The 23,313-nt window shown below is 62.8% G+C and carries 21 protein-coding genes and 1 pseudogene; 11 read left to right on the top strand and 11 right to left on the bottom strand.

From position 1 onward, the window contains the following. The first annotated feature begins 153 nt into the window (after positions 1-153). From BLV07_RS37040 to BLV07_RS37025, 4 genes are all read left to right on the top strand, one after another. A complete protein-coding gene (locus BLV07_RS37040) occupies positions 154-1,848 on the top strand; it encodes a GMC family oxidoreductase (RefSeq protein WP_091895887.1) in 1,695 nt (564 codons plus the stop codon). A gap of 438 nt (positions 1,849-2,286) precedes the next feature. Continuing rightward, the gene (locus BLV07_RS37035) at positions 2,287-3,696 is read left to right on the top strand and encodes a TadE/TadG family type IV pilus assembly protein (protein WP_176946010.1); all 1,410 of its coding nucleotides are present in this window, start codon (positions 2,287-2,289) and stop codon (positions 3,694-3,696) included. A 12-nt stretch (positions 3,697-3,708) separates the two neighbouring features. Further along, positions 3,709-4,266 carry a TadE/TadG family type IV pilus assembly protein gene (locus BLV07_RS37030; protein ID WP_091895881.1) on the top strand — a complete coding sequence of 186 codons (558 nt, stop codon included), beginning with the start codon at positions 3,709-3,711 and terminating at the stop codon, positions 4,264-4,266. Continuing rightward, a complete protein-coding gene (locus BLV07_RS37025) occupies positions 4,266-4,919 on the top strand; it encodes a TadE/TadG family type IV pilus assembly protein (RefSeq protein WP_091895878.1) in 654 nt (217 codons plus the stop codon). The genes BLV07_RS37030 and BLV07_RS37025 overlap by 1 nt, the downstream gene beginning before the upstream one ends. Before the next feature lie 7 nt (positions 4,920-4,926). Here the strand turns inward: BLV07_RS37025 and BLV07_RS37020 are convergent, their stop codons facing one another. From BLV07_RS37020 to BLV07_RS36995, 6 genes are all read right to left on the bottom strand, one after another. Beyond that, a complete protein-coding gene (locus BLV07_RS37020; protein ID WP_091895875.1) occupies positions 4,927-6,402 on the bottom strand; it encodes an FAD-binding oxidoreductase in 1,476 nt (491 codons plus the stop codon). Between the two features lie 114 nt (positions 6,403-6,516). Further along, entirely contained in the window at positions 6,517-7,284 is a 768-nt protein-coding gene (locus BLV07_RS37015) for an amino acid ABC transporter ATP-binding protein (protein WP_091895872.1), read from the bottom strand. A gap of 23 nt (positions 7,285-7,307) precedes the next feature. Beyond that, positions 7,308-8,000, bottom strand: coding sequence for an amino acid ABC transporter permease (locus tag BLV07_RS37010; protein ID WP_091895869.1), 693 nt, complete (start codon positions 7,998-8,000; stop codon positions 7,308-7,310). Then, positions 7,997-8,791, bottom strand: coding sequence for an amino acid ABC transporter permease (locus BLV07_RS37005; protein ID WP_091895866.1), 795 nt, complete (start codon positions 8,789-8,791; stop codon positions 7,997-7,999). The genes BLV07_RS37010 and BLV07_RS37005 overlap by 4 nt, the downstream gene beginning before the upstream one ends. A 62-nt stretch (positions 8,792-8,853) precedes the next feature. Then, positions 8,854-9,780: an amino acid ABC transporter substrate-binding protein gene (locus tag BLV07_RS37000; protein WP_091895917.1), complete on the bottom strand. Its 927-nt coding sequence runs from the start codon at positions 9,778-9,780 to the stop codon at positions 8,854-8,856. Positions 9,781-9,809: 29 nt separating this feature from the next. Beyond that, positions 9,810-10,970 carry an aminotransferase class V-fold PLP-dependent enzyme gene (locus BLV07_RS36995; RefSeq protein ID WP_176946009.1) on the bottom strand — a complete coding sequence of 387 codons (1,161 nt, stop codon included), beginning with the start codon at positions 10,968-10,970 and terminating at the stop codon, positions 9,810-9,812. A 236-nt stretch (positions 10,971-11,206) separates the two neighbouring features. Between BLV07_RS36995 and BLV07_RS36990 the strand changes: the two genes are divergently transcribed. Together BLV07_RS36990 and BLV07_RS36985 are read left to right on the top strand one after the other, a co-directional pair. Then, complete coding sequence (locus tag BLV07_RS36990) at positions 11,207-11,977, top strand: IclR family transcriptional regulator (protein WP_091895861.1); 771 nt, start codon at positions 11,207-11,209, stop codon at positions 11,975-11,977. Positions 11,978-12,095: 118 nt separating this feature from the next. Further along, positions 12,096-12,590, top strand: a complete 495-nt coding sequence (locus tag BLV07_RS36985; RefSeq protein WP_091895858.1) for a hypothetical protein — start codon at positions 12,096-12,098, stop codon at positions 12,588-12,590. Positions 12,591-12,746: 156 nt separating this feature from the next. On the opposite strand, the gene BLV07_RS50470 is transcribed toward BLV07_RS36985, so the two are convergent. Beyond that, positions 12,747-13,037: a DUF3734 domain-containing protein gene (locus BLV07_RS50470; RefSeq protein WP_502690279.1), complete on the bottom strand. Its 291-nt coding sequence runs from the start codon at positions 13,035-13,037 to the stop codon at positions 12,747-12,749. 21 nt (positions 13,038-13,058) lie between these two features. Here BLV07_RS50470 and BLV07_RS36975 point away from each other — a divergent pair, with 21 nt between their 5' ends. Both BLV07_RS36975 and BLV07_RS36970 read left to right on the top strand, forming a co-directional pair. Then, positions 13,059-14,075 (top strand): transporter, encoded by a 1,017-nt coding sequence (locus BLV07_RS36975; protein WP_091895855.1) that lies wholly within the window; start codon positions 13,059-13,061, stop codon positions 14,073-14,075. Positions 14,076-14,145: 70 nt separating this feature from the next. Next, on the top strand, positions 14,146-15,501 hold the full coding sequence (locus tag BLV07_RS36970) for a carbohydrate porin (protein ID WP_502690280.1): 1,356 nt from the start codon (positions 14,146-14,148) through the stop codon (positions 15,499-15,501). Here the strand turns inward: BLV07_RS36970 and BLV07_RS36965 are convergent. The 3 genes from BLV07_RS36965 to BLV07_RS36955 form a co-directional block, all read right to left on the bottom strand. After that, positions 15,498-16,793: an MFS transporter gene (locus BLV07_RS36965; RefSeq protein WP_091895849.1), complete on the bottom strand. Its 1,296-nt coding sequence runs from the start codon at positions 16,791-16,793 to the stop codon at positions 15,498-15,500. The genes BLV07_RS36970 and BLV07_RS36965 overlap by 4 nt on opposite strands. A gap of 112 nt (positions 16,794-16,905) precedes the next feature. After that, complete coding sequence (locus tag BLV07_RS36960) at positions 16,906-18,102, bottom strand: acetyl-CoA C-acyltransferase (protein WP_091895846.1); 1,197 nt, start codon at positions 18,100-18,102, stop codon at positions 16,906-16,908. A 339-nt stretch (positions 18,103-18,441) separates the two neighbouring features. Further along, on the bottom strand, positions 18,442-19,212 hold the full coding sequence (locus tag BLV07_RS36955; RefSeq protein WP_091895843.1) for an enoyl-CoA hydratase: 771 nt from the start codon (positions 19,210-19,212) through the stop codon (positions 18,442-18,444). Positions 19,213-19,361: 149 nt separating this feature from the next. Here BLV07_RS36955 and BLV07_RS36950 point away from each other — a divergent pair. Together BLV07_RS36950 and BLV07_RS36945 are read left to right on the top strand one after the other, a co-directional pair. Next, positions 19,362-19,890, top strand: a pseudogene (locus BLV07_RS36950) (PaaI family thioesterase). A 59-nt stretch (positions 19,891-19,949) separates the two neighbouring features. Continuing rightward, positions 19,950-20,567, top strand: coding sequence for a TetR/AcrR family transcriptional regulator (locus BLV07_RS36945; protein ID WP_091895914.1), 618 nt, complete (start codon positions 19,950-19,952; stop codon positions 20,565-20,567). A 132-nt stretch (positions 20,568-20,699) separates the two neighbouring features. On the opposite strand, the gene BLV07_RS36940 is transcribed toward BLV07_RS36945, so the two are convergent. Continuing rightward, complete coding sequence (locus tag BLV07_RS36940; protein WP_091895838.1) at positions 20,700-21,608, bottom strand: LysR family transcriptional regulator; 909 nt, start codon at positions 21,606-21,608, stop codon at positions 20,700-20,702. A gap of 101 nt (positions 21,609-21,709) precedes the next feature. Here BLV07_RS36940 and BLV07_RS36935 point away from each other — a divergent pair, with 101 nt between their 5' ends. After that, a complete protein-coding gene (locus tag BLV07_RS36935; RefSeq protein WP_091895835.1) occupies positions 21,710-23,206 on the top strand; it encodes a CoA-acylating methylmalonate-semialdehyde dehydrogenase in 1,497 nt (498 codons plus the stop codon). Positions 23,207-23,313 lie beyond the last annotated feature (107 nt).

Below are 23,313 nucleotides of genomic sequence, written 5' to 3'. Positions count from 1 at the left end.
GCCCGGCATCAACTAGAGCCGTCACACCTTGCCGAAATTCGTTTGCGGATTGAGCGCGCGTTCCCACGAACGCGCGCAGTGAATTCATGAGGCGTGACCTCAAAACAATAACGCGCTACGCTCCTCCGGCAAGAACAAGAGGACGCGCCAATCGTGCATGACTTCATTATCGTGGGCGGCGGCTCGGCAGGGTCCGTGCTGGCCCACCGGCTCTCCGCAAAGAGCGCCAACAAGGTCCTGCTGTGCGAAGCCGGACAGGACACGCCACCGGGCAACGAGCCGGCCGAGATCAGGGACAGCTATCCGGGCACGGCCTATTTCGATCCGCGCTTCCACTGGACCGAGCTCAAGGTCACGACGCAAGTTGTCAGCCACAACAATCCGAACGAGGGGCGTCCTCCTTTACGCAAATACGAGCAGGCGCGGGTGCTCGGCGGCGGCTCGTCGATCAACGGCCAGATGGCCAATCGCGGCGCGCCGACCGACTACGACGAATGGCAGGCGCGGGGCGCCGAGGGCTGGAGTTGGAACGACGTGCTGCCCTTCTTCAAGAAGGTCGAGCGCGACCTCGATTTCGACGGGCCGTACCACGGCAAGGACGGCAGGATCCCGGTCCGCCGCATCCCGCGGGAGCACTGGACGCGGCATTCACAGGCCTTCGCCGCGGCCTTCCAGCAGGCCGGCCATCAGTTCGTGCCCGACCAGAACGGCGAGTTCGTCGACGGCTACTTCCCGGTGACGCATTCCAACCAGGCCGAGCAACGCGTCTCGGCCGCCATGGGCTATCTCGATCACGACACCCGCAAGCGCGCCAACCTCACGATCTCCACCAACACCCAGGTTCGCGAGCTGTTGTTCGAGGGCACGCAATGCGTCGGCGTGAAAGCTATGGTCGACGGGCAGGAGCAGGAATTCCGCGGACGCGAGATCATTCTCTCCAGCGGCGCCATTCATTCGCCGGCGCATCTGTTGCGCGCCGGCATCGGTCCGGTCGGTCACCTCAAGGATCTGGGCATTCCCGTGCTGATGGGCTTGCCGGGCGTCGGCCAGCGCCTGATGGATCATCCCTCGATCTCGCTGTCGTCCTTCGTCCGCCGCGGCGCGCGCATGAACGAGCACACCCGGCGCCACATGCAGCTGGGCCTGCGTTATTCGTCGGGGCTGCCGGGTGTGCCGAAGGGCGACATGTTCGTCGTCGTCATCAGCAAATCGGCCTGGCACGCGGTCGGTGCGCAGATCGGCTCGCTGCTGACCTTCGTCAACAAGACCTATTCCGAGACCGGACAGGTCAAGCTTGCCTCGCGCGATCCCTCGGCAGAACCGATCGTCGAGTTCAACCTCTTGTCCGACCGGCGCGACCTCGATCGCCTGATGAGCGGCTTCCGCAAGATGGCGGCGGTGCAGATGAGCGAGGTCGTCCGGAAGGTGACGGACAAGCCGTTCCCGGCCGCCTATACCGATCGCGTCCGCAAGATCGGCGTGGTCAACACCAAGAACAAAATCCTCACCACGATCGCCGCGGCCCTGATGGACGGGCCGGCGGCGCTGCGCCACTACATGATCGACAATTTCGTGGTCGAAGGCTTCACCTTCGATCAGGTCATGAATGACGATGAGGCGCTGGAAGCCTTCGTGCGCAAGGCGACCATCGGCGTGTGGCATGCCTCGTGCTCATGCCGCATGGGCCGGCACGACGATCCGATGGCGGTGGTCGACGGCCAGGGCCGCGTCAAGGGCGTGCAGGGCCTGCGCGTCGTCGACGCCTCGATCTTCCCGGTGGTGCCCTGCGCCAACACCAACTTCCCGGTCCTGATGTCGGCGGAAAAGATCGCTGCTGTGATCCAGTGAACTGCAAGCGCTCTCCGGGATTATCAGCGGCCGGCTTGCCGGAGCAAGCCGCGGGTCCTCTGTGTCTTAGGGCGGATGCGCCAAGCCAGGCCAGGATGCCGTCATCCTGGCCTGCGGCCGCTTGCGATCCACCTCAATCGACAGGAATTGGTGCAGCCCGGCGCCGGCCTGGAGGCCGCCATCCGACCGTCCGGATGCTCCTGCCTGCGATCTCTATGATCGCGTTTATGCGGCGTTAATGATGCTTTCTCAATATGAGACATCTCAATTTGTCGCAGTCCATGTTTGTGGATTGCACGTAAGTGTTGATTAAGAGGCCAAATCCATATTCCGGCCTGCGATGCGCAGGTGGTCGGCGGCAGGAATGCTGCGGCCTCCTGCATCGTGAGATTTCAGGGAAGTATTCTTGCCGTCACGACGGCAATCAGGATGAAGGTCATGCTCCGCCGGGTAGTGCTCCGTTTCGCCAGAGATCGGAAGGCCAACGTCGCCATTATCTTCGCGCTCATGATGGTTCCGACCGTCTTTCTCCTGGGCATGACGCTCGACTACACGCTCGCCTTGCGCAAGCGCGAGCAATTGAACGCAGCCGCCGACGCCGCCGCGATCGCGGCCGTGAGGCCGGCGATGCTGACGCAGACCGACACGGTCGTCGTCAAGTCGACCGCGGAAGCCGTTTTCGCAGCGAAAGCGAATCTTCCCGGGCTGTCGTCGGTGCCGACACCGACGGTCACGGTCACCGATTCCGGCCTCGCGCGGACCATCACGGTGTCCTACACCGCGGAGTCCATCAACAATTTCCCCGGCGTTCTCGGCAAGCAGACCTGGCAGGTCGCCGGTTCGGCGACGGCGAAGGCGTCCAGCGCGCCCAACATGAACTTCTACCTGCTACTGGACGATTCGCCGTCGATGGCGATCGCTGCGACGCAGACCGACATCAACAACATGATCGCTGCTACGAGCAGTCAGCCTTCATACGCGAGAAACTGCGCGTTTGCCTGCCACGAAGCCCATCCCAATAACCAAAATCCGAGTTCGACCAACAAGGATAATCTCACCGTCGCACGCAATAACAACGTCACGTTGCGCATCGATCTCGTGACCAATGCCGTCAAGCAATTGCTCGTGGGGCCCTGGTCGTGCCCGCAGTCGGGTGTGTCGGGCGGCGTCATGCAGTGCATGGCGGCGCTCAACAACACCACCTACAAGGCCGCCATCTACACCTTCGACTACAATTTCAACGCGATCCAGACGCTGACGACCCCCACGACCGCGGGCACGAAGATCGGCAACATTCAACTCATGACGGTGGATCACCAGAACTGCGTCATTTACGGCAATTGCTCCACCGACTACGGCTCGGACATCTCAGGTGGGCTGACAGGCGTCAACGGCGTCATGCCCGCCCCTGGCAGCGGCACCAACCAGTCCGGCGATACGCCGCAGGAGGTCGTGTTCCTCGTGACCGACGGCGTCGAAGACAAGCTGATCCCGAAGACTGCAAGCTGCGATCCGAATGCCACCTATCCGCTTCCAACCGTCGGCACCACGCAAGTGCGCTGCCAGCAGCCGCTCAATACCGCGGCATGCACGACGATCAAGAACCGAGGCATTCGCATCGCGGTGCTCTATACCGAGTATCTGCAATTGCCGACCGACGGCTGGTACAACACGCGCATCGCGCAATTCAACGATCCGTCCTCGTCCACGGGCACGATCGCGCAACGGCTGGAATCATGCGCCTCGCCCGGTCTGTATGCCAGTGTTCAGACCGGCGGCGACATTTCCGCGGCGCTGACGAACCTTTTCCTCAAGGTCGCGTCCAGCACAGCCAGCCTCGTGCAGTAGAGAAGAAGCGCCATGATCGGCCCCGCCACAACAACCAAGAGACGCCGCAATCGCTGCGCTGCTTTCGCGCGCGACAGCAGGGGCGCCACGGCCGTCGAGTTCGCGCTCGTGGCCGTGCCGTTCCTTGCCCTCATCATCGCGCTCATTCAGACGTTCCTCGTTTTCTTCGCCCAGCAGATGCTCGAATCCGTCGTGCGCCAGTCGGCGCGCCTCGTCATGACCGGACAGGTTCAGTCCGCGCAGATGACGCAGGCGGTTTTCAAGCAGAAGGTCTGCGATCAGATCGTGATCCTGTTCAATTGCAGCGGCCTGATGGTCGACATGCAGGTGGCGACCTCGTGGACGTCCGCGAACACAGCGATGCCCACCCTGACCTTCGACGGCTCTGGCAAGGTCACCAATACCTGGCAGTACGATCCGGGCGACGCCGGCGACATCGTCGTTCTCCGCGTCATGTATGTGTGGCCGGTCGTGCTCGGGCCGCTCGGTTTCAATCTCTCGAACCTCAGCAACGGCAACCGGCTGATCATGTCGTCCGCCGCGTTCCAGAACGAGCCAGGAGCTTCCTGATGATCTCCGCCCTGTCGTCTCGCGCTCGGCACCTGTTGACCGATGTCCGCGCCGTTGCCGCGACGGAGTTCGCCATGGTGGCGCCGTTCATGCTGGTGCTCTATGTCGGCGGTGTCGAGCTCGGCAACGGCCTCGCCATGAACGTCAAGGTCAGCGCGACCGCGCACAGTGTCGCCGACATGATCACGCAGAACACGGCAGTTACCTCGTCTCAAATGGACGGCATTCTCGCGGCGGCGACCGCCATCATGGCCCCATATCCGACCAAGAACGGCTCGACCTCCTTGATGACGATCACAGTCTCGGAGGTCTCGACCGACAGCGCGGGGAAGGCGACGGTGCAGTGGAGCAAGTCGACGAGCTCCTCGGGAGCGAGAGCCGTCGGTCAGCAGCTGACCTTGTCATCCTTTACCGCGCCGAGCGGTACCAGCAACGCCAATATCTCGCTCATTCTGAGCGAGGTGTCCTACGATTACGCGCCCAACCTCGGCTTCACCATCGCCGGCACCGTGAAGCTGTCCGACAGCTACTATCTATTCCCGCGTTGTTCGACCAACAGCCCGGCCACCTCGAGCTTTCCCTATTACGACGTGAAATATCCGGCGACGTCGACCTGCACCTGCGTCCAGCATTTGCAGCAGAAGACCTGTTGATCACCGGTCATAGCCGCAGCACCTTGCCGGGATTCATGATGTTTTGCGGATCGAGCGCGCGCTTGATCGTGCGCATGATGTCGAGCTCGGTCTTCGAGCGGTAGTGGCTGAGCTCGTCGAGCTTGTCGACGCCGATGCCGTGCTCCGCCGAGATCGAGCCGCCCATGGAGGTGATGAGATCGTTCACGGCGCGCGTGATGGCGCCCTTGTATTGGGTCAGCGTCTGCTGATCCATGCCCTTGGGCCCCATGAAGGAAAAATGCAGATTGCCGTCGCCGATGTGCCCCAGCGGGTAGGGCCTGATAGTCGGGAGAATGCCAAGTACGGCCTTGAGCCCCTCGTCGATGAGCTCCGGAATCCTGGAGATCGCCACTGAGACGTCGTAGCTGAGCCCCGGTCCCTCCGCCCGGGAAGCCTCGGCGACGCCCTCGCGGATGCGCCACATATTGCGCGATTGACTGACCGTATGCGCGATCGCCGCATCGAGCACGCGGCCGGCCTCGAGCTGATCGGCCAGAAACTGCTCCATCTTCTCGGACATGCCCTCGGTCCCGTCCCGGCGTGGGCGCGCGGACGACCATTCGAGCAGGAGGTACCATGGCGTATCCGCCTTGAGCGGATCCTGGGTGCCGGGAATGTGACGCAGCACCATGTCGATGGCGCTGCGGCTCATCAGCTCGCAAGAGCCGACATTATCCTCGGACGCTGCGTGCGCTTCGGATAGGATTTCCAGGGCTGCGCGCGGATCGCGGATCGCCAGCCACGCGGTGCAGACGTCCTTCGGCGCTGGCCATAGCTTGAGGACGGCCTTGGTGATGATGCCCAGCGTGCCTTCGGCGCCCATGAACAGGTGCTTGAGGTCGTAGCCCGTGTTGTCCTTCTTGAGCGCACGCAGTCCGTCCCAAACATCGCCATTGGCCAACACGACTTCGAGCCCCAAGACGAGATTGCGGGCATTGCCATAGCGCAGCACCTGCACGCCGCCGGCGTTCGTCGACAGATTGCCGCCGATCATGCACGAGCCCTGCGCGCCAAGACTGAGGGGTAGGAACCTGTCGTGACTGGCCGCAGTCTCCTGCAGCGTCTGCAGCACGCAGCCGGCCTCGACCGTCATCGAATAGCCGACGGGATCGACCTCCAGAATGCGGTTCATGCGGCCGAGCGACAACACGATGCCGGTGTGCGCAGGCCAGGGCGTTGCCCCACCCATCAGGCCGGTGTTGCCGCCCTGCGGCACGATCGCGACGCCGTGCTCATGGCAAAGCCGGACCACTTTGGACACTTCCTCGGTGCTGCCTGGACGAACGACCGCGCCAGCACCCCCGACCAGCAATCCGCGCCAGTCCGTCACGAACGGCTGCTTGCCGTGCTCGTCCTCGATAAATCCCTTCTCGCCCACGATCGCGCGCAACGCATCGCTGATCTCGGTGGTCAAAGGAGCGGTCGGGATAGCGGGTAGGGACGACGGGAAGGCAGCCGGCATTTGTTTCCTCTGGCGCATCTTGGTGTGCACTGCGCACGTGACGTGCGTCGGGACATTGTCCACGTTTGCGCCGAGGAGTCTAGCGACGTACCCTGATGTCAGCCGGGCAGCGGCCTAGTGGATGATCTGGTTCAGGAAGCCCTTCGCCCGGTCCGTGCGCGGAGCCCGAAAGAACGTTTCCGGATTTGCCTCCTCAACGATGCTTCCACGATCCATGAAGACCACCCGGTCGGCGACCTCGCGGGCGAATCCCATCTCGTGCGTCACGCAGACCATCGTCATGCCCTCTCGCGCCAGCTCGACCATGGTGTCCAGCACTTCCTTGACCATCTCAGGGTCGAGAGCGGATGTCGGTTCGTCGAACAGCATGATCTTGGGTTGCATGCACAGCGCCCGCGCGATCGCGACGCGTTGCTGCTGACCACCCGACAATTGTGCGGGATACTTGTCTGCCTGATCCTGAATGCGGACTTTCCGCAGCAAGCCGAGTGCGCGATCGCGCGCTTCTGCTTGCGACAGGCCGCGAACCTTCATCGGAGCCAGCATGCAGTTCTCGGCCACCGTGAGATGCGGGAAGAGGTTGAAGCTCTGAAACACCATGCCGACTTCGCAGCGCACACTGTTGATGTCGGCGACGCGATTGCTCAACTCGACGCCGTCGACGATGATCCGGCCTTCGTCGTGCCTCTCGATATGGTTGATGCACCGGATGAGCGTTGACTTGCCGGAGCCGGAAGGTCCGCACAGAACGATTTTCTCGCCCCTGCCGACCTCGAGATTGACGTCGTTCAGCGCAGTGAACGCGCCGAACCGCTTCACGACATTCTCGACGACGACGATTGCGCCGGGCTGCGTGGCATCGCTCAAGTTCTCCCGAGGCATGTTTCGCTCCCAAATTCGAGGCGTTATCGCGATGTGGCGAGTGCGTATCGTTTGCGAAGGGCAGCGACACACTGGGAAGCTGCAGAACTGATGGCGAGGTAGGCCACTGCTACGACGAGGTACATTTCGACGAGGCGGCCGTTGAGCTGCGCAAGCTTGGAAGCGGCGCCCAGAAGATCCGTCAGCGAAAGCACGTAAACCAGAGAAGTGTCCTGAAACAGGATGATGGTCTGGCTCAGGATGATCGGACTGGCCACGCGCACGACCTGCGGGAGGACGACATGGCGGTAGGTATCATAGGTGGACAATGCGAGTGCCTGGCAGGCCTCGAACTGGCCCTTGTTCACGGCCCGCAGCCCGACACGGATGATCTCGGAGTAGTAGGCCGCCTCAAACAAGCCGAAGGTGATAAAGGCCGTATAGGTTGCGCCGATCGGGATCGGGCGGCCGTTGCCGCTAAGATGCCCAAGCACGATTGGCACCAGGAAGAAAAACCAGAACAGAACGAGGATCAGCGGGATCGACCGGATGACCGCAACGTAGCCGCGGATGATCTGGGCGAACACCGGAATCTCGAAATGCTGGAAGAGCGCAAGGCAGGTTCCGAGAGCCATGCCGATGGCGAATGCGGCGGCCGTGAGCGCAAGGGAGAAGAGCAGGCCCGACCAGAGATAGGGCCAGGATTGCGCTAGAATCGAGAAATCGAGAGTGTTCATTTCACGACCTCCATGGCACCGGGCAGAGCGCCACTTTGCTGCATCTCGGCGGCCAGATCCTGGTCGGCAGTGAGCTTGACGGGAGCGCTCCCCGGAATGCGGACTGCTTTGTCGATGAGCGTCATGGCCTGATACGCAACGAGCGCCAGACAAAGGTAGATGATCGTCGCCGCGCCAAATGCCGAGAATGTCTGGAACGTGGCCTCGCTGATCTGGCGCGCCTGCGCGGTGAGCTCCATCAAGCCGATCGTGAGTGCGACCGAGGTGTTCTTGTATATGCCCATCACCTCGCTGGTGAGGCTCGGCACGATGAGGCGCAAGGCCTGCGGCACGACAACATATCGATAGGTAAGGTAACCACTGAGGCCGAGAGCATTGGCCGCCTCGATCTGTCCTTTTGGGAGCGCTTCGATACCCGCCCGGACCTGCTCGGCTATTCGGGAAGCCGTGTAGAGTCCAAGGCAAAGGAGTGCCGGGAAGAACGATGCCCAGGGCGGCGGGATCTGCTTGATGGCATCGCCCAGCGCGGTGGGCACGGCCTCCGGGAAAACGAAGTACCAGAGGAACATCTGCACCAGGACCGGGATGTTTCTGAATATCTCGACATAGAGCCGGGCCAGGATCGAAAGGAAGCGATTCTGGACTGTACGGCCCACGCCGACGACCACACCGATGCCGAAGGCGATCCACCAGCCGAAGAAAGCCAGAGCCAGCGTCCAACCGAGACCCGACACAAGCCAGTCGATATAGCGCTGGCCGTCCGCCGTCTGTTCAAAAAGCACTCCGAACATCGCGAGCTCTCAGGTTGCAGGTGCGAACGAGGATTTCCTTGCGAGGCGGTCAGCTCCGTCAATCAGTCAACGGCATCGCTGGGATGCGCGATCCGTGCCATCAGTTCGTCCGTGAGCGGGAACGCGAGGTTCTCACCCTTGGGCGGGATCGGCTTGGTGAACCATTTCGCGTAGGTCTTCTCGAATTGGCCGGATGCCATTTGTTTGGAGAGAACGTCGTCGACGAGGCGCTTGAAGCCGGCATCACCCTTCGCGAACATCAGTCCATAATAGATCTTCGCGTAACCCTCGGGAAGGAACAAGAGCGCATCCGGATTCGGCGCCGCAGCCTTGAGCCCGGCGAGGAGGATATCGTCTTCCATGAAGGCGGCCGCACGGCCGGTGTTCAACATCAGGAAGGATTCCGCGTGGTCCTTGGCCTGGACGATGTTGAAGCCGAGGTGCTCCTTGGCGTTGACGCTCTGCGCGAAACCTACCGCGTTGGAGCCTTGCGTGACGACAATCGTCTTGCCTTTCAGGTCGCCGGCGGTCTTCACGCCACTGGCGGCCTTGACGAGCCATCGCGGCTGACTGACGAACGTCGCGACGGAAAACGAGACCTGTTCCTGCCGCTTCTTGTCGTTCGCAGTGCCGCCGCATTCAATGTCGACCGTCCCGCTCTGGATCAGCGGAATCCGGTTCGAGGAATTCACCGGCGTGTAGTTGACCTTGAGGTCGGGCAACTTCAGCTCCTCCTTGATGCGATCGACGATCGCCGCGCAGAGATCGAGCGAGAAGCCGACGGGCTTCTGATCGGGCCCGAGGTACGAGAACGGTATCGAAGCCTCACGGTGGCCGATCGTGATTGCGCCGCTGGATTTGATCTTATCAAGCGTCGGGCTGTCGGCTGCTGCGGAAGGGCTTGGGCTGACGGCCAGGAGTCCTGAAACCAGGAGTCCTGAAACCAGGAGTTCTGGGAGAAGTCCGGGCGCCTGAACAAGCTTCTTCATGGTCTTTGCCTTTCCCTCGTTTGTCGAATTCAAGCTGCGGCGGAAGGGCGTCCGAGCCCTCGCCGACGGATGACGTCGATCAGGCGATCGATGTCGTTGGCGGTGTTGAACATGCCGAGCGAGACGCGAATGCCATCTCGTTCAGGCGACACGCGCACATCGTTCTCCTCGAAATGGCGGAGCCAGTCCGATGGGGGCAGGGCGATGACGTAGATGTGCGGAGCGCGATGCTTTCGCTCGCGCGGGCCAACGAGGCGGATGTCCAGCTCGTCCAGGCGCGCGATGAGGTGATCGCCAAGATCAAAGCAGTGGTTCTGGATGTTGTGCACCCCGATCTGCTCGATCATGTCGAGGGAGGCACCCAGCGCATGGACCGCGGGCAGATTGAAGTTGCCCAGCTCGAATCGCCCAGCGGTGGGCGAGGGCGCTATCTTGTCCCGGCGCGCGATGAGATCATCAGGGATCTCGGCGAGGCTCGCGGCAGCCAGATAGGCCGGCTCCAGCTCTTTGAGCGCCTTGTCCCAATAAAGAAGCCCGAGCCCTTGCGGAACCAGCAATCCCTTGTGGCTTCCGGAGCCGACGAAGCTCGCGCCAATCGCCTTCGCGTTGACAGGCACAACGCCGATCGACTGCATCACATCCACGACGAAGTAGAGTTTCTTCCTGGCGCACATCGCGCCGACGCTCTCGATGTCAAAGCGGTGACCAGCGTGGAACGTGACGTGCGACATCGAAATCGCGCGCGTGTTTTCGTCGATGAAAGGAGCAAAGCTGTCGGCATCGACGATATCGGCCATCGGGATGAATCGGACCTCGACGCCCTTCCGTTGCAGATGCAGGAACGCGTAGGCGTTGTTCGGGTGATCGCCGTGGATCATCAGGACATTGTCGCCGGTCCGGAGTGGCAGTGCGTTTGCCGCGATGTTCATGCTTTCCGACGTGTTTTTCGTGAAGGCGATTTCATCCGCGGCCACGCCGAGAAAGCGAGCGACCTTGGCGCGGGTCTGCTCCACCCGGTCGAGCCATACGCTCTTCGGTCCGGCCGTCTCGAAGCCCTCGCGAAGGAAGAGCTCGATCGCGGCCTTCACCGGGCGCGCAAGCGGCGTTTGAAACCCGGAGTCCAGATAGACCATCCGTTCGACAGCGGGGAATTCCTTCCTCACGGCGTCCACGTCGTAGTGACGAGACATACGCATCTCCTGTTGGGCGCGCCGTCGGGACTTGGCTCTCGGCCAAGCGGCGGAGCGAGATTCTGGGAACGGTGAGACTGCGTTGCACAATTTCTGGTCAATCACCGGCAACGCCAAGAATATGAGCTTTCAGAATTTCGACAAACAACTTTATCGATTTTCAATATGTTTTATTCCGAAAAATGATAATATGTGGCGTAAGTCTTGATTTTGCTGCCGATTTGGCCGGAGGGAAAATGACGAAACGCAGCGAGAAGGACGGGCCATTGGATCGTGTCTTCGCGATCGTTCGGCACGTTGCCGACCAACGCAAAGCGGTCTCAGCGGCAGAGATCGCAAAGGCTCTCTCGCTGCCTCTTCCAACGGCGCACAGGTTGATCGGAAATCTCGAGGACCGCGGACTTCTTCAGAAGGCGTTGGGGACCAAGCGTTACGTTGTGGGAAACCAACTCGTCACACTGTCCGCCACTGTCATCGGAGCGGCCTTCCGCACTGCGCGGCGGCATGCGGTGCTTCAGGCGGTTGCGGGAGAAATCGGCGAACAATGCGAGATCGGCGTCGTACGCGACAACTTCGTTGCCTATGTCGACAGCGTTCGCGTTTCGGAGCCGCAAGGCCTTCAGTTCAATCCGGGAGAGGCGGCGCCGTTACACTGCACGTCGACTGGAAAAATCTACATGAGCAGACTGCCCGAGCGGACCCGGGCGAAGTTGTGCCGCGCACTACCTCTGACCAAATTCACGGAAACGACGATCGTCGACGTCCACGGGCTGATGAAGGTCCTGGAGGACACGCGGCAACGAGGCTGGGCCAAAACCAACGAAGAGTATGTGAAGGGAGTTGTGGGGTGTGCCGTCCCCATTCTGTCACCGGATCGAGAATTGATAGCTTGCTTGGGTGTCTCTGTGCCGGTGGCGCGCGTGAGCTTCGTCGAGCTGGACCGGTTCATACCGCCGCTTCAAAAGGCTGCCGCTCTGCTGTCGGAGACCATTCTGCAAGTTGATTGATGCGCCGATCCCGGCAACGTTCAGGCAATCTTTGCAACATTTCTAAACATCTTCGTCAACATCCCGCGGCTGTTCAGGCATAGGACGCGCTCAGACTTTACGGATCAGGATTGGCAGAATGCTATTGAAGTTTTCGGCGGCGCGCATGGGTATTGGCGCGGCCTGTCTCGTGCTGATCGGCATCAGCCCATTGTGCGCAGAGCCGGTGTTCGACAGTTTGGCGGGCGCATGGTCGGGCATCGGCACCATGAAGCCGTCGGACGGTCCGCGTGAGAAAGTTCGCTGCAAAGTGGCGTACAACGTTACCAAGCCGGGACAGTCGCTGACACTTGATCTGCGCTGCGCAAGCGATGCGTACAAGATGGTCCTGTCCGCGAACATCGAGCAGAGCGGGACGGAGCTTTCCGGCAACTGGTTCGAGAGCGAATACCGACAGGGCGGCAAGGTCTATGGCACGAACAAGGACGGCCTGATCGAGGCGCGAATTGAGGGAAACACGGTGGCTGCGCTGGTGACGATCCAGACCAGGAGCAATCATCAATCCTTTCTGATGGAAGCACCGGGCTCCTGGATGTCGGAGGTCGCGATCGAATTGAACAAGGAAGCGAAGTGACTTTAATTCGGAATAATCGCATAATAGCCCTGTTTTGCCCGACGTGTCAAACGGCGTTACAGACGCACCGGGCTAAGTCATTGATCCGGCTGCTGCGGGCTACTGTGCATGGGGTTGTTTTCGCACTTTTTGTTTGAGCGCTCGCCGGGAGGCTTCTCACGCGCTCTCCGTCTCCCGGTCCACGTCGTGCACCACGAGACCCATGTCTTCGTCCGGCATCCTGATCCAGTCGCGCCGCTTCAGCGTGCGCTTGGTGTCCTCGTAGCCGCTTGTCCAGTGTTCGCGCATCGAGGTGCTCGAGAACTCGTGGTCCTTGGCGTCTCCCTCGCGGCTGGCCGCGGAGTAGGGCGGCGATCGCTCTGCATCATCAAACTGTAACAAAGCCGTAATTGAGTAGCCGCGCGGGGTTCGGAAGATGCCGTCAGCCTTCTTCCGGATACGGGGCATTGTTGACGGTTGGGATTGGCCATGGCTGAGCCGGCAAAGCTTGTCAGCGCGATAACGAATGCCGAACCCGCCATTGCCGGCTTGGTGTGGGCCTTCCGTCTGCACAGCGACGGCAGCACTGAGGCGCTGCCGATCGAGCAGCCGATCGAGTTCAGCCATGACGGCCGGCTCTGGCTGCATTTCAACCTGACGGATGCGCGCGTGAGGCCGTGGATTGCGGTCTCGCAATTGCCGCCGCTCGCGCGCGAGCTGCTGCTGTCGAACGACACGTTCCAGCAGCTTCACGTCATCGATCACTGCGTCTACGGCGTGTTCTCGGACCTCGTGCGCGAGATCGACAGCGCGACGGAAGAGACCGCGTTCCTGCGCTTCGCCATGACCGAGCATCTCCTGGTCAGCGGACGCCATCAAGCGCTGTGCTCGACGGACGCGACGCGCCGCGTGCTCGAAGGCGGCTATCGCATCGACAATGTCGCCCATCTCCTGGAAAAGATCGTCGACGAGGTCGCCGACACGCTTGACAGGATGGCCGACAAGCTCGGGCAGGAGATCGACGACATCGAGGAGCGGATCCTCGCCGACGATAGCAAGCCGGAGATGCGGCGCAAGCTCGGTCGGCTGCGCCGGACCTGCGTGAGGCTGCATCGTCAGCTCACGGGCCTTCGCGTGCTGTTCCACCGCCTCGACCAGAAGAACACCGACCACCTCTCGCCAGCCTTGCGCATCCACGCCGGCAGGCTGGCGCAGCGGCTGGACGGGCTCGATCACGACATCGTCGAGCTGCGTGAGCGCAGCCGCCTGCTCGAAGAGGAGTTGCGCTTCAAGAACGAGGAGGAGAGCAACCGCCACCTCCACACGCTGTCGATCGTGACCTCGCTGCTGCTGCCGCCGACGCTGATCACCGGCATCTTCGGTATGAACACCAAGGGCCTGCCGCTCACCGAGGTCGAGACCGGGTTTCTCTGGGCGGCCGTTTTGATGGCTTCTTCAGTTGGTGCGGCCTATTTCTTCATGCGGCGGACGGGCATATTCAAGTAGCCTCTGCCAGCCGGAATCCGCCGTGATCGTGACTGCCCATAGCTCTCTGTTGCGAGGCGCGGCCGCCACTATGCTGGCCTGCACGGCGATAAGCACGAATGCCCTCGCCGGCGCCAAGGACGAGAGCGCGGCCGAGTGGCTGTTTCCAAAATGGTTCAACGAATGGCATGACGGCCTCGCCAACAAGGGCCTGAACTTCGGCGCCACCTATATCGCCGACAATATCGCCAACGTCTCCGGCGGCGTGAAGCGCGGCGCCATCCATTTCGGCCGTCTCGATCTGTCGGTCGATGCCGATCTCGACAAGCTGGTCGGCTGGACCGGCGGCCGCTTCTACGCCAATGCCCTCGTGATCTACGGCCAGGGTCTCTCCCGTAACTACGTGATGAATCTCGCCACCATCAGCGAGATCGAGGCGCTGCCGGACCAGCGGCTCTACAATGCGTATTTCGAGCAGAGTTTCTTCAATGATCGCCTGAACATCAGGGCCGGCCAGCAGGCTGCGGACGTCGAGTTCTTCGACAGCCAGACCGACGACCTCTTCATCAACGGCACCTTCGGCTGGCCGGCGATCAAGGCATCCAATCTTCCGGCCGGCGGCCCGGCGCCACCGATCGCGGTGCCCGGCATTCGCATCAAGGCGGCGCTGACGGACAAGATCACGGCCTACGGCGCGGTGTTCAACGGCGATCCCTCGGGGCCGGGCGATGCCGATCCGCAATTGCGCGACCACCATGGCCTCGCGTTTCGTGTCAACGATCCGCCCTGGGTGATCGGGCAGGTCCGCTTCACCTACGACATCGATGTCGGTGGCCGTCCGCTCGCGGGCAATTTCACACCGGGCGCCTGGAAGCACTATGGCCCGTTCGACAGCCAGCGTTTTACCGCCGAGGGCGTCTCGATCGCCGATCCCAGCGGCAGCGGTATTGCTGCAAAGCTTCGCGGCAACTACGGAATCTTCGCGGTGATCGAGCAGGTGCTTTATCGTCCTGCCGAGGTGACGGACAAGAGCACCTCAGCCTCGCTCCCTGGCATCACGGCGTTCGGCCGCATCGCCTACAGCCCGCCGGACCGCAATCTGATCGACCTGTATATGGACGGCGGCATCGGCTTCGTCGGCTTCACGCCTGGCCGTCCGCTCGACCGATTCGGCGTGGCGATGGCCTACATGCGGATTTCGAACACCGCCCGCAATCTCGATCTCGACACGCAGGCCTTCACGGGCATCCAGAGTCCGGTGCGCAGCAACGAGACCCTGATCGAGATGATCTACGAGGCGCACGTCAAGCCGGGCTGGCTGATCGCGCCTTACTTTCAGTACGTGTTCCGCCCCTCTGGCGGCGTGCCGAACCCGAACGATCCGACCGGCATCTCGTGGATCGGTGACGCCGCGGTGTTCGGCGTCACCACCACGATCAGGTACTAGGCCATCGCCGCTTGCGGCTTCGGCTTGGGTTGCCGCGACAGCGCCAGCACGATCAGCGAAGCGAACACGCAGAGTGCGCCGGCGATGAAGAAGGCGGGCAAATAGCTCTGATAGACCGTCCGCGAAAAACCGGCACCGAAGGCGGCAGTACCGGCACCGAGCTGATGGCCGGCAAAGATCCAGCCGAACACCAGATTGGCGCGCTCGGGTCCGAATTTTTGAGCTGTGAGCCGCACGGTCGGCGGCACCGTGGCGATCCAGTCGAGTCCGTAGAACATCGCGAACACCGACAGGCCGTAGAACGAGAAATCGCTGAAGGGCAGGAAGATCAGCGAGAGCCCGCGCAGCCCGTAGTACCAGAACAAGAGCCAGCGGTTGTCGTAGCGGTCCGACAGCCAGCCCGACATGATGGTGCCGAAGAAATCGAAGATGCCCATCGCAGCTAACAGGCTTGCGGCCTGCACTTGCGGGATGCCGAAATCGAGGCACATCGGGATCAGGTGCACCTGGACGAGACCATTGGTTGAGGCGCCGCAGACGAAGAAGGTCGCAAACAGGATCCAGAACGCAGTCGACTTCGAGGCATCGCGCAGCGTGCCGAGCGCAACGCCCGTGATCGAGCCATGGCTCACGGGCAGAGCGGGCAGGGGCGCGGTGCCTTCGTCGCCGAACGGGCGCAGGCCGACATCGCTCGGCCGGTCGCGCATCGCGAGCAGGACTGCCAGGGCCGAGACGCCGAGCATGATACAGACGAAGCCGAGTGCGAGACGCCAGCCGAAGCGCTCGGTGAGGCTTGCGAGCAGCGGCAGGAACACGAGCTGGCCGGTGGCGACGCTCGCCGTCATGATGCCGACAACGAGGCCGCGTCTTGCGGCGAACCAGCGCGTGGCAATGGTCGCGCCCAGCACCAGCGCGGTCATGCCCGTGCCGATCCCGATCACCACGCCCCACAAGGCGACGAGCTGCCAGACTTCGGTCATGCCGAGCGAGAGCACGAGCGCCGACACGACGATCAGCTGCGCGGCGAGCGTGACGTTGCGCAGGCCATAGCGGTTGAGCAGGGCGGCCGCGAACGGCGCCATCAGCCCGAACAGGATGAAGCGGATCGATAGCGCGGAGGAAATCTCCGCCGTGCTCCAGCCGAACTCCTTTTGCAGGGGAACGATGAACACGCCGGGCGCACCGACCGTGCCGGCGCTGATCAGCGCGGCGAGGAAGGTCACGCCGACCATCACCCAACCGTAGTGAATGTTGCGGCGGGAAAGTGCTGCCGCGAGCCAGTTCGAGATCATTGGGCCTCAACGTTGATGGGCAGGTCGCAACAGACCTGTGTCAGCTTGCAGGATGGCACGGGACGCCTTCGTCGCAAATGACGGAGTTCCCTCGTTTTCGGACTTTCTCGCGTCAGTGCGCCAGTCGCTCCACCGCAATCGCCGTGGCTTCGCCGCCGCCGATGCAGAGCGCCGCGACGCCGCGCCTGAGGTTCTGCGCCTCCAGCGCATGCAGCAGCGTCACGATCAGCCGCGCGCCTGTCGCGCCGATGGGATGGCCGAGCGCGCAGGCGCCGCCGTTGATGTTGAGCCTGTCGCGGGGAATGCCGAGATCGCGCTGCGCTGCCATCGCCACCACGGCGAAGGCCTCATTGATCTCGAACAGATCGACATCGCCTGCGCTCCAGCCGACCTTGTCGAGCAGCTTGCGGATCGCCGGGATCGGTGCCGTGGTGAACCATTGCGGCTCCTGGCTGTGGGTGGCGTGGCCCTTGATCTCGGCCAGAACCGGCAAGCCGCTCCGATCGGCGAGCGAGCGCTTGGTCAGCACCAGCGCGGCAGCGCCGTCGGCATTGGCGGAGGAGGCAGCCGGCGTGATGGTGCCGTTGGCGCGGAACGCCGGCTTCAAGCCGGGGATTTTTGCGGGATCGACCTTCAGCGGATGCTCGTCGTTGGTGATGACGCGGGGACCCGCTTTCTCGGTGAGCGTAATCGGTGCGATCTCGGCCTTGAACGCGCCACCCTCAACGGCCTTGCGCGCGCGGCTGAGTGTCTCCATCGCGTAGGCGTCCTGGTCCTTGCGGGTGAACTGGTAGGCTTCCGCGGTGGCCTCGCCGAAATCACCCATGGAGCGGCCGGTCTCGTAAGCGTCCTCCAGCCCGTCCATCATCATATGGTCGATGATGCGGTCATGGCCGGCGCGGTAGCCGCCGCGCGCCTTGGCCAAAAGATACGGCGCGTTGCTCATGCTCTCCATGCCGCCGGAAACGACGATGTCGGCCGACCCGGCGCGGATGATGTCGTGCGCCAGCATGGTCGCTTTCATGCCGGAGCCGCAGACCTTGTTCACGGTGGTGGCGCCAGTGGCATCGGGCAGGCCGGCGGCGCGCGCGGCCTGGCGTGCCGGAGCCTGGCCCTGACCGGCCGGCAGCACGCAGCCCATGAAGACCTCGTCGACCTTCTCGGGCGCGAGTTTTGCGCGCTCCAGCGCCACGCCGATCACGTGCGATCCGAGCTTGTGCGCGGGGAGCGGCGACAATTCGCCCATGAAGCGGCCGAGCGGGGTGCGGGCGGCGGAGATGATGACGACGGGATCGGCGGCTTCGGCCATGACAAACTCCCTGTGGTGACAAATAAGATTATGATCATCATATGATGCGGCGCAAAAAATGCAACCGCATCAGGGATGAGAAATTGTCGTGGTTCGGATGAGATTTGGTCGTTCGATTGGGTGAGGCAGGATGTGGTTGTGACGGAGTTGCGGTTGTAGGCGGTGACCGCCTCACACTCCGCTGTCATTGCCCGCGAAAGCGGGCAATCCAGTATTCCAGAGACCCGTGTTGGCGAACTCGCTCTTGCAACTGGAGCCGCGGCGTACTGGATGCCCCGGTCAAGCCGGGGCATGACACCTTTGGCTTGGAGGGAGCTTCTTCACTACAGAACCCACGCCTCACCGCTTCCTGTTCACAAACGCCTGCATGAGCCGCGTCGGCTCGTCCGTCAGGAACGACTCGCCGAACACCTTCACGCTCAAATTCACCGACTCCGTCAGCGGCAACTCCTCCCATTGCCGCAGCAGTGCCTTCTGCGAGCGCAGCGCCTCGGCGCCGCATTCGAGCAACGCCTTCACGACGTGCTCGACCTCGGCATCCAGCCCGCCTTCCGGCGCCACCTTATCGACCATGCCCCAGGCCAGCGCCGTCGGCGCGTCGATGTTCTCCGCCGTCATCACCAGCCAGCGCGCGCGGGCCCAGCCGATCAGGCGCGGCAGCAGCGCGGCATGGATCACCGAGGGGATGCCGACGCGCACCTCGGGCATGCCGAAATGCGCATCATGCGCGGCGATGCGGAAGTCGCAGGCGGCGGCGACCTCGAGCCCGCCGCCGAGGCACCAGCCGGGCATGCGCGCGATCACCGGAGCCGGGAAGGCGCGTACGGCCTCACAGAGATCGCGCAGGCGGCTGATGAAGGCTTCGGCCGACTTCTGGTCGAGCTTCGCCATCTCCTTGATGTCGGCGCCGCCGATCATGCTCTTCTCGCTCTGGCCGCGCAGCACCACGACGCGGATGTTGCGGTCGGTGGCAAGCCGCTGCAAGCCTTCGCGCACGGCATCGGTCACGGGCGAGCCAAGAATGTTGAGTGGGCCGGCGTTGCAGATCGCGACGTGAACGACGCCGCGCGCGTCACGCGTCACGCCGCAGTGGTGATTGAGCATTTCCATCATGCATCCCGAACGGTTCGTGGCAGGCGCAGGGCGCCGGGTCGAAGCCACTTCCGGGCCGAAACGCCCGGCTTGTCAAGCGGGCGGACCGGAGTTGTCAGCGGGAAGTCCGTAGCATAGCATGATATATGTCATATAACGAGGCCGTCATGACCCAAGCCGATCAACTTGACCTTTTTTCGCCCGACCAGCGGCGCGAGCGCGTGGTGGATTGGCAGGCGCCTGCGCCGGTTGCGAAAGTGGTGAGGGGCCTGTCGGGCATGGACGCCATGCTGGGCATTCGCGACGGCCGCCTGCCGCCGCCGCCCTTCGCAAAACTGATCGGCTTCACGATGGCCGTGGTCGAGCCAGGCCGGATCGTCATGGAACTGGAGCCGCATGAAGATCTCGAAAATACCATCGGCCTCCTGCACGGCGCGACCGCCGCGGGGTTGTTGGATACGGCCATGGGGTGCGCGATCTCGACCCGGCTGGAGGTCGGGCAGGGCTCCGTGACCCTCGATCTGAAGCTGACCTTCCTGCGTCCGCTCGGGCCTGATCTCGGCCGAAGGCAAGGTGATCAAGCTGGGGCGCCAGACGAGCTATACCGAAGGCTTCGTTCGCGACGGGAAGGGCGCGCTGGCGGTGCATGCAACTGCAACCTTTTCTATGATCGGCAACAATCTAACTGCGAATTAATGCGCCGTTCGCGGCATTTGCGTGTTATGAGATGATCTCCGACATTCAATGAGATGCGCATGCGCTATTCCCGGGAACACAAGCAGGAAACCCACGATCGCATCGTGAAGAAGGCCTCCGTGCGGCTGCGCGAAAAGGGCGCCCACGGCATCGGCGTCGCCGACCTTATGAAAGAGGCGGGCCTGACCCACGGCGGCTTCTACGCGCATTTCGATTCCCGCGAGGCGCTGGTGATCGAGGCCTTCGCCTACGCCATGGATCGCTCGATGGACCATTGGCGCAAGCTCACCGGCGAGGCCGCTCCTGAAAAGCGGTTGGCGCTGATCGCCGAGAGCTATCTCTCCGCGCTGCATCGCGACAATCCAGGTCATGGCTGCTCGATCCCCTCGCTCGGCGCCGAGATCGCCCGCGAGAGCCCAAAGACGCGCAAGGCCTTTGCCGGCAAGCTCGACGAGATGATCGAGATGATGACCGACTATATCCCGAACATGCCGCGGAAGGCCGCGCGAAAACAGGCGATTGCGACACTCGCCACGATGGCCGGCACCATGCTGCTGGCGCGCATCGCGGGCTCAAGCGAGCTGTCGGACGAGGTGCTGAAGGCGGGCCGGGATAGCGCGCTCGACGGCGCGAAGCGCGAGCCGAAGGTGTCGGCGGTGAAGAAGACGAAGAACTAGGTGCCGTAGGGTGGGCAAAGGCGCGTCAGCGCCGTGCCCACCATCTCTCCACGATTGCAGCAGAAGTGGTGGGCACGCCACGAGCCGCGCATTTGCGCGTCTCGTCGCTTTGCCCACCCTACGACAGCGGCGTTATCGTCCCGCAAATAACGCCCGCTCGCGCTCCACGATCTCGCTGATGTAATCCGCCACGGCCCTGATCCGCGCGAGGTCCTTGCTGTCGGCGTGCATCAGCATCCAGAACGTGCGCGTAATCGAGATCTCCTCCGGCAGCACCGGAACGAGCTGCGGATAGTCGGTCGCCATGAAGTGCGGCAGCACCGCGATGCCGAAACCCGAGAGCGTGGCATTGAGCTGCGCGATCAGATTGGCACTGCGGAAACGTGCGGAAATCTTCGGCGACACCTGAGGCAGATAGTCGAGCTCCGGCGTGAACAGCAATTCCTCGATGTAACCGACGAAGCGGTGCTGCGGCAGGTCCTGCCGCGAGGCGATCTCTGGGAAGCGGTCGAGATAGGCAGGCGCGGCATAGAGCCCGAGGCGGTAGTCGAGCAGCTTGCGGCCGACGATGCGGCCTTCCTTGGGCATGGTCAGGCTGATGGCGATGTCGGCCTCGCGCTTGGAGAGGCTGAACAGCCGCGCCGTGGCGACAAGTTGCAGGTCGAGATCGGGGTAGCGGTCGGCAAAGGGGGCGAGCCGCGGCGCCAGGAAGGCGGTGCCGAAACCGTCGGGTGCGCCGATCCGCACCGTGCCGGTCAGCCGTGCCACGGAGCCACCGACCTGCTCCTGGTTGGCGACGATGGTGGATTCCATGGCTTCCGCGCTGTCGGCGACGCGCTGGCCGGCCTCGGTGAGGAGGTAGCCGGTCTTGCGCCGGTCAAACAGCTTGGCCGAGAGGTGCTTCTCCAGCCGATCGACGCGGCGGATCACCGTCGCATGGTCGACCCCGAGCTGTTTTGCCGCAGCCGACACCGAGCCGCCCCGCACGATGGCCAGCACGAAGCGAAAGTCGTCCCAGTCGATAGCGCCTTGATCCAGCATTTTCGCACATCTATGGTGCATTATCTCAGACTTGAATCCTATAAAATGCAGGTCGATAGGATTTGTCAAAGCGATCAGCTGAGCCTGAAGGAGATCATTCCATGCGTTCAATCGGACATTTCATCGGTGGCAAGGAGGTCAAGGGCACCTCAGGCCGCACCGCCGACGTTTTCGAGCCGATGACCGGTGACGTCCAGGCCAAGGTCGCGCTGGCGTCCAAGGCCGAGGTTCGCGCCGCCGTCGAGAACGCCCGCGCCGCACAGCCGGAGTGGGCCGCGACCAACCCGCAGCGCCGCGCCCGCGTCATGATGAAGTTTCTGGAGCTGGTGCAACGCGACTACGACCAACTCGCCGAGCTGCTGGCGCGCGAGCATGGCAAGACCGTTCCTGACGCCAAGGGCGACATCCAGCGCGGCCTTGAGGTCGCCGAGTTCGCCTGCGGCATTCCGCACCTGATGAAGGGCGAATACACCGAGGGCGCCGGCCCCGGCATCGACATCTATTCCATGCGCCAGCCGCTCGGTGTCGTCGCCGGCATCACGCCGTTCAATTTCCCGGCGATGATTCCGATGTGGAAATTTGCACCTGCGATCGCCTGCGGCAACGCCTTCATCCTCAAGCCGTCGGAGCGCGATCCCGGCGTGCCGATGAAGCTCGCCGAGCTGATGATGGAGGCGGGCCTGCCGGCCGGCATCCTCAACGTCGTCAACGGCGACAAGGAAGCGGTCGACGCCATCCTCGACGACCCCGATATCAAGGCGATCGGCTTCGTCGGCTCCACGCCGATTGCGCAGTATATCTACGAACGCGCAGCGCAGACCGGCAAGCGCTGCCAGTGCTTCGGCGGCGCCAAGAACCACGCCATCGTGATGCCCGATGCCGACATGGACCAGACGGTCGATGCCTTGATCGGCGCCGGCTACGGCTCCGCCGGCGAGCGCTGCATGGCTATTTCCGTCGCCGTTCCCGTCGGCAAGACCGCCGCCGACCGTCTGATGGAAAAGCTGATCCCGCGCGTCGAGAGCCTCAAGATCGGCACCTCGATCGACCCGTCGGCCGACTACGGTCCGCTGGTCACGCGCGAGGCGGTCGAGAAGGTCAAGAGCTACATCGACATCGGCATCAAAGAAGGCGCGACGCTCGCCGTCGACGGCCGCGGCTTCAAGATGCAGGGCTACGAGAAGGGCTTCTATCTCGGCGGTTCGCTGTTCGACAACGTCACCAAGGACATGCGGATCTACAAGGAAGAGATCTTTGGCCCGGTGCTCTCCGTCGTGCGTGCGCACGACTACAAGGAAGCGCTGGCGTTGCCGTCAGATCATGATTACGGCAACGGCGTGGCCATCTTCACCCGCGACGGCGACGCCGCACGCGACTTCGCGGCCAAGGTGAACGTCGGCATGGTCGGCATCAACGTGCCGATCCCGGTGCCGATCGCCTATTACACCTTCGGCGGCTGGAAGAAGTCGGGCTTCGGCGATCTCAACCAACACGGTCCGGATTCGGTTCGATTCTACACCAAGACCAAGACGGTAACCTCGCGCTGGCCGTCCGGCGTCAAGGAAGGTGCGGAGTTCTCGATCCCGCTGATGAAGTAGGGCTGTAGCCCAGTCGTCATTGCGAGGAGCCCGCGACAAAATTGCGAAGCAATTTTGCGCTGGTGCGACGAAGCAATCCAGACTGTCTCTGCCGAGGGATGCTGGAG

The organism is Bradyrhizobium sp. Rc2d (genome assembly GCF_900099855.1).
Taxonomy (GTDB): Bacteria; Pseudomonadota; Alphaproteobacteria; order Rhizobiales; family Xanthobacteraceae; genus Bradyrhizobium.
The sequence above is the reverse complement of the archived record's forward strand: the minus strand, read 5'-3'. Positions and strand labels throughout refer to the sequence as shown.

Bases quoted from the DNA above. Each gene is read 5' to 3' on its own strand.
- BLV07_RS36945 (WP_091895914.1), top strand. From the start codon at position 19,950: ATGCGCTATTCCCGGGAACACAAGCAGGAAACCCACGATCGCATCGTG.
- BLV07_RS37005 (WP_091895866.1), bottom strand. From the start codon at position 8,791: ATGTTCGGAGTGCTTTTTGAACAGACGGCGGACGGCCAGCGCTATATC.
- BLV07_RS37025 (WP_091895878.1), top strand. From the start codon at position 4,266: ATGATCTCCGCCCTGTCGTCTCGCGCTCGGCACCTGTTGACCGATGTC.
- BLV07_RS36965 (WP_091895849.1), bottom strand. From the start codon at position 16,793: ATGATCTCGAACTGGCTCGCGGCAGCACTTTCCCGCCGCAACATTCAC.
- BLV07_RS37020 (WP_091895875.1), bottom strand. From the start codon at position 6,402: ATGCCGGCTGCCTTCCCGTCGTCCCTACCCGCTATCCCGACCGCTCCT.
- BLV07_RS36940 (WP_091895838.1), bottom strand. From the start codon at position 21,608: ATGCTGGATCAAGGCGCTATCGACTGGGACGACTTTCGCTTCGTGCTG.
- BLV07_RS36985 (WP_091895858.1), top strand. From the start codon at position 12,096: ATGCTATTGAAGTTTTCGGCGGCGCGCATGGGTATTGGCGCGGCCTGT.
- BLV07_RS36990 (WP_091895861.1), top strand. From the start codon at position 11,207: ATGACGAAACGCAGCGAGAAGGACGGGCCATTGGATCGTGTCTTCGCG.
- BLV07_RS36995 (WP_176946009.1), bottom strand. From the start codon at position 10,970: ATGTCTCGTCACTACGACGTGGACGCCGTGAGGAAGGAATTCCCCGCT.
- BLV07_RS36960 (WP_091895846.1), bottom strand. From the start codon at position 18,102: ATGGCCGAAGCCGCCGATCCCGTCGTCATCATCTCCGCCGCCCGCACC.
- BLV07_RS36970 (WP_502690280.1), top strand. From the start codon at position 14,146: ATGCTGGCCTGCACGGCGATAAGCACGAATGCCCTCGCCGGCGCCAAG.
- BLV07_RS36955 (WP_091895843.1), bottom strand. From the start codon at position 19,212: ATGGAAATGCTCAATCACCACTGCGGCGTGACGCGTGACGCGCGCGGC.
- BLV07_RS37030 (WP_091895881.1), top strand. From the start codon at position 3,709: ATGATCGGCCCCGCCACAACAACCAAGAGACGCCGCAATCGCTGCGCT.
- BLV07_RS36935 (WP_091895835.1), top strand. From the start codon at position 21,710: ATGCGTTCAATCGGACATTTCATCGGTGGCAAGGAGGTCAAGGGCACC.
- BLV07_RS50470 (WP_502690279.1), bottom strand. From the start codon at position 13,037: ATGCCCCGTATCCGGAAGAAGGCTGACGGCATCTTCCGAACCCCGCGC.
- BLV07_RS36975 (WP_091895855.1), top strand. From the start codon at position 13,059: ATGGCTGAGCCGGCAAAGCTTGTCAGCGCGATAACGAATGCCGAACCC.
- BLV07_RS37010 (WP_091895869.1), bottom strand. From the start codon at position 8,000: ATGAACACTCTCGATTTCTCGATTCTAGCGCAATCCTGGCCCTATCTC.
- BLV07_RS37035 (WP_176946010.1), top strand. From the start codon at position 2,287: ATGCTCCGCCGGGTAGTGCTCCGTTTCGCCAGAGATCGGAAGGCCAAC.
- BLV07_RS37000 (WP_091895917.1), bottom strand. From the start codon at position 9,780: ATGAAGAAGCTTGTTCAGGCGCCCGGACTTCTCCCAGAACTCCTGGTT.
- BLV07_RS37015 (WP_091895872.1), bottom strand. From the start codon at position 7,284: ATGCCTCGGGAGAACTTGAGCGATGCCACGCAGCCCGGCGCAATCGTC.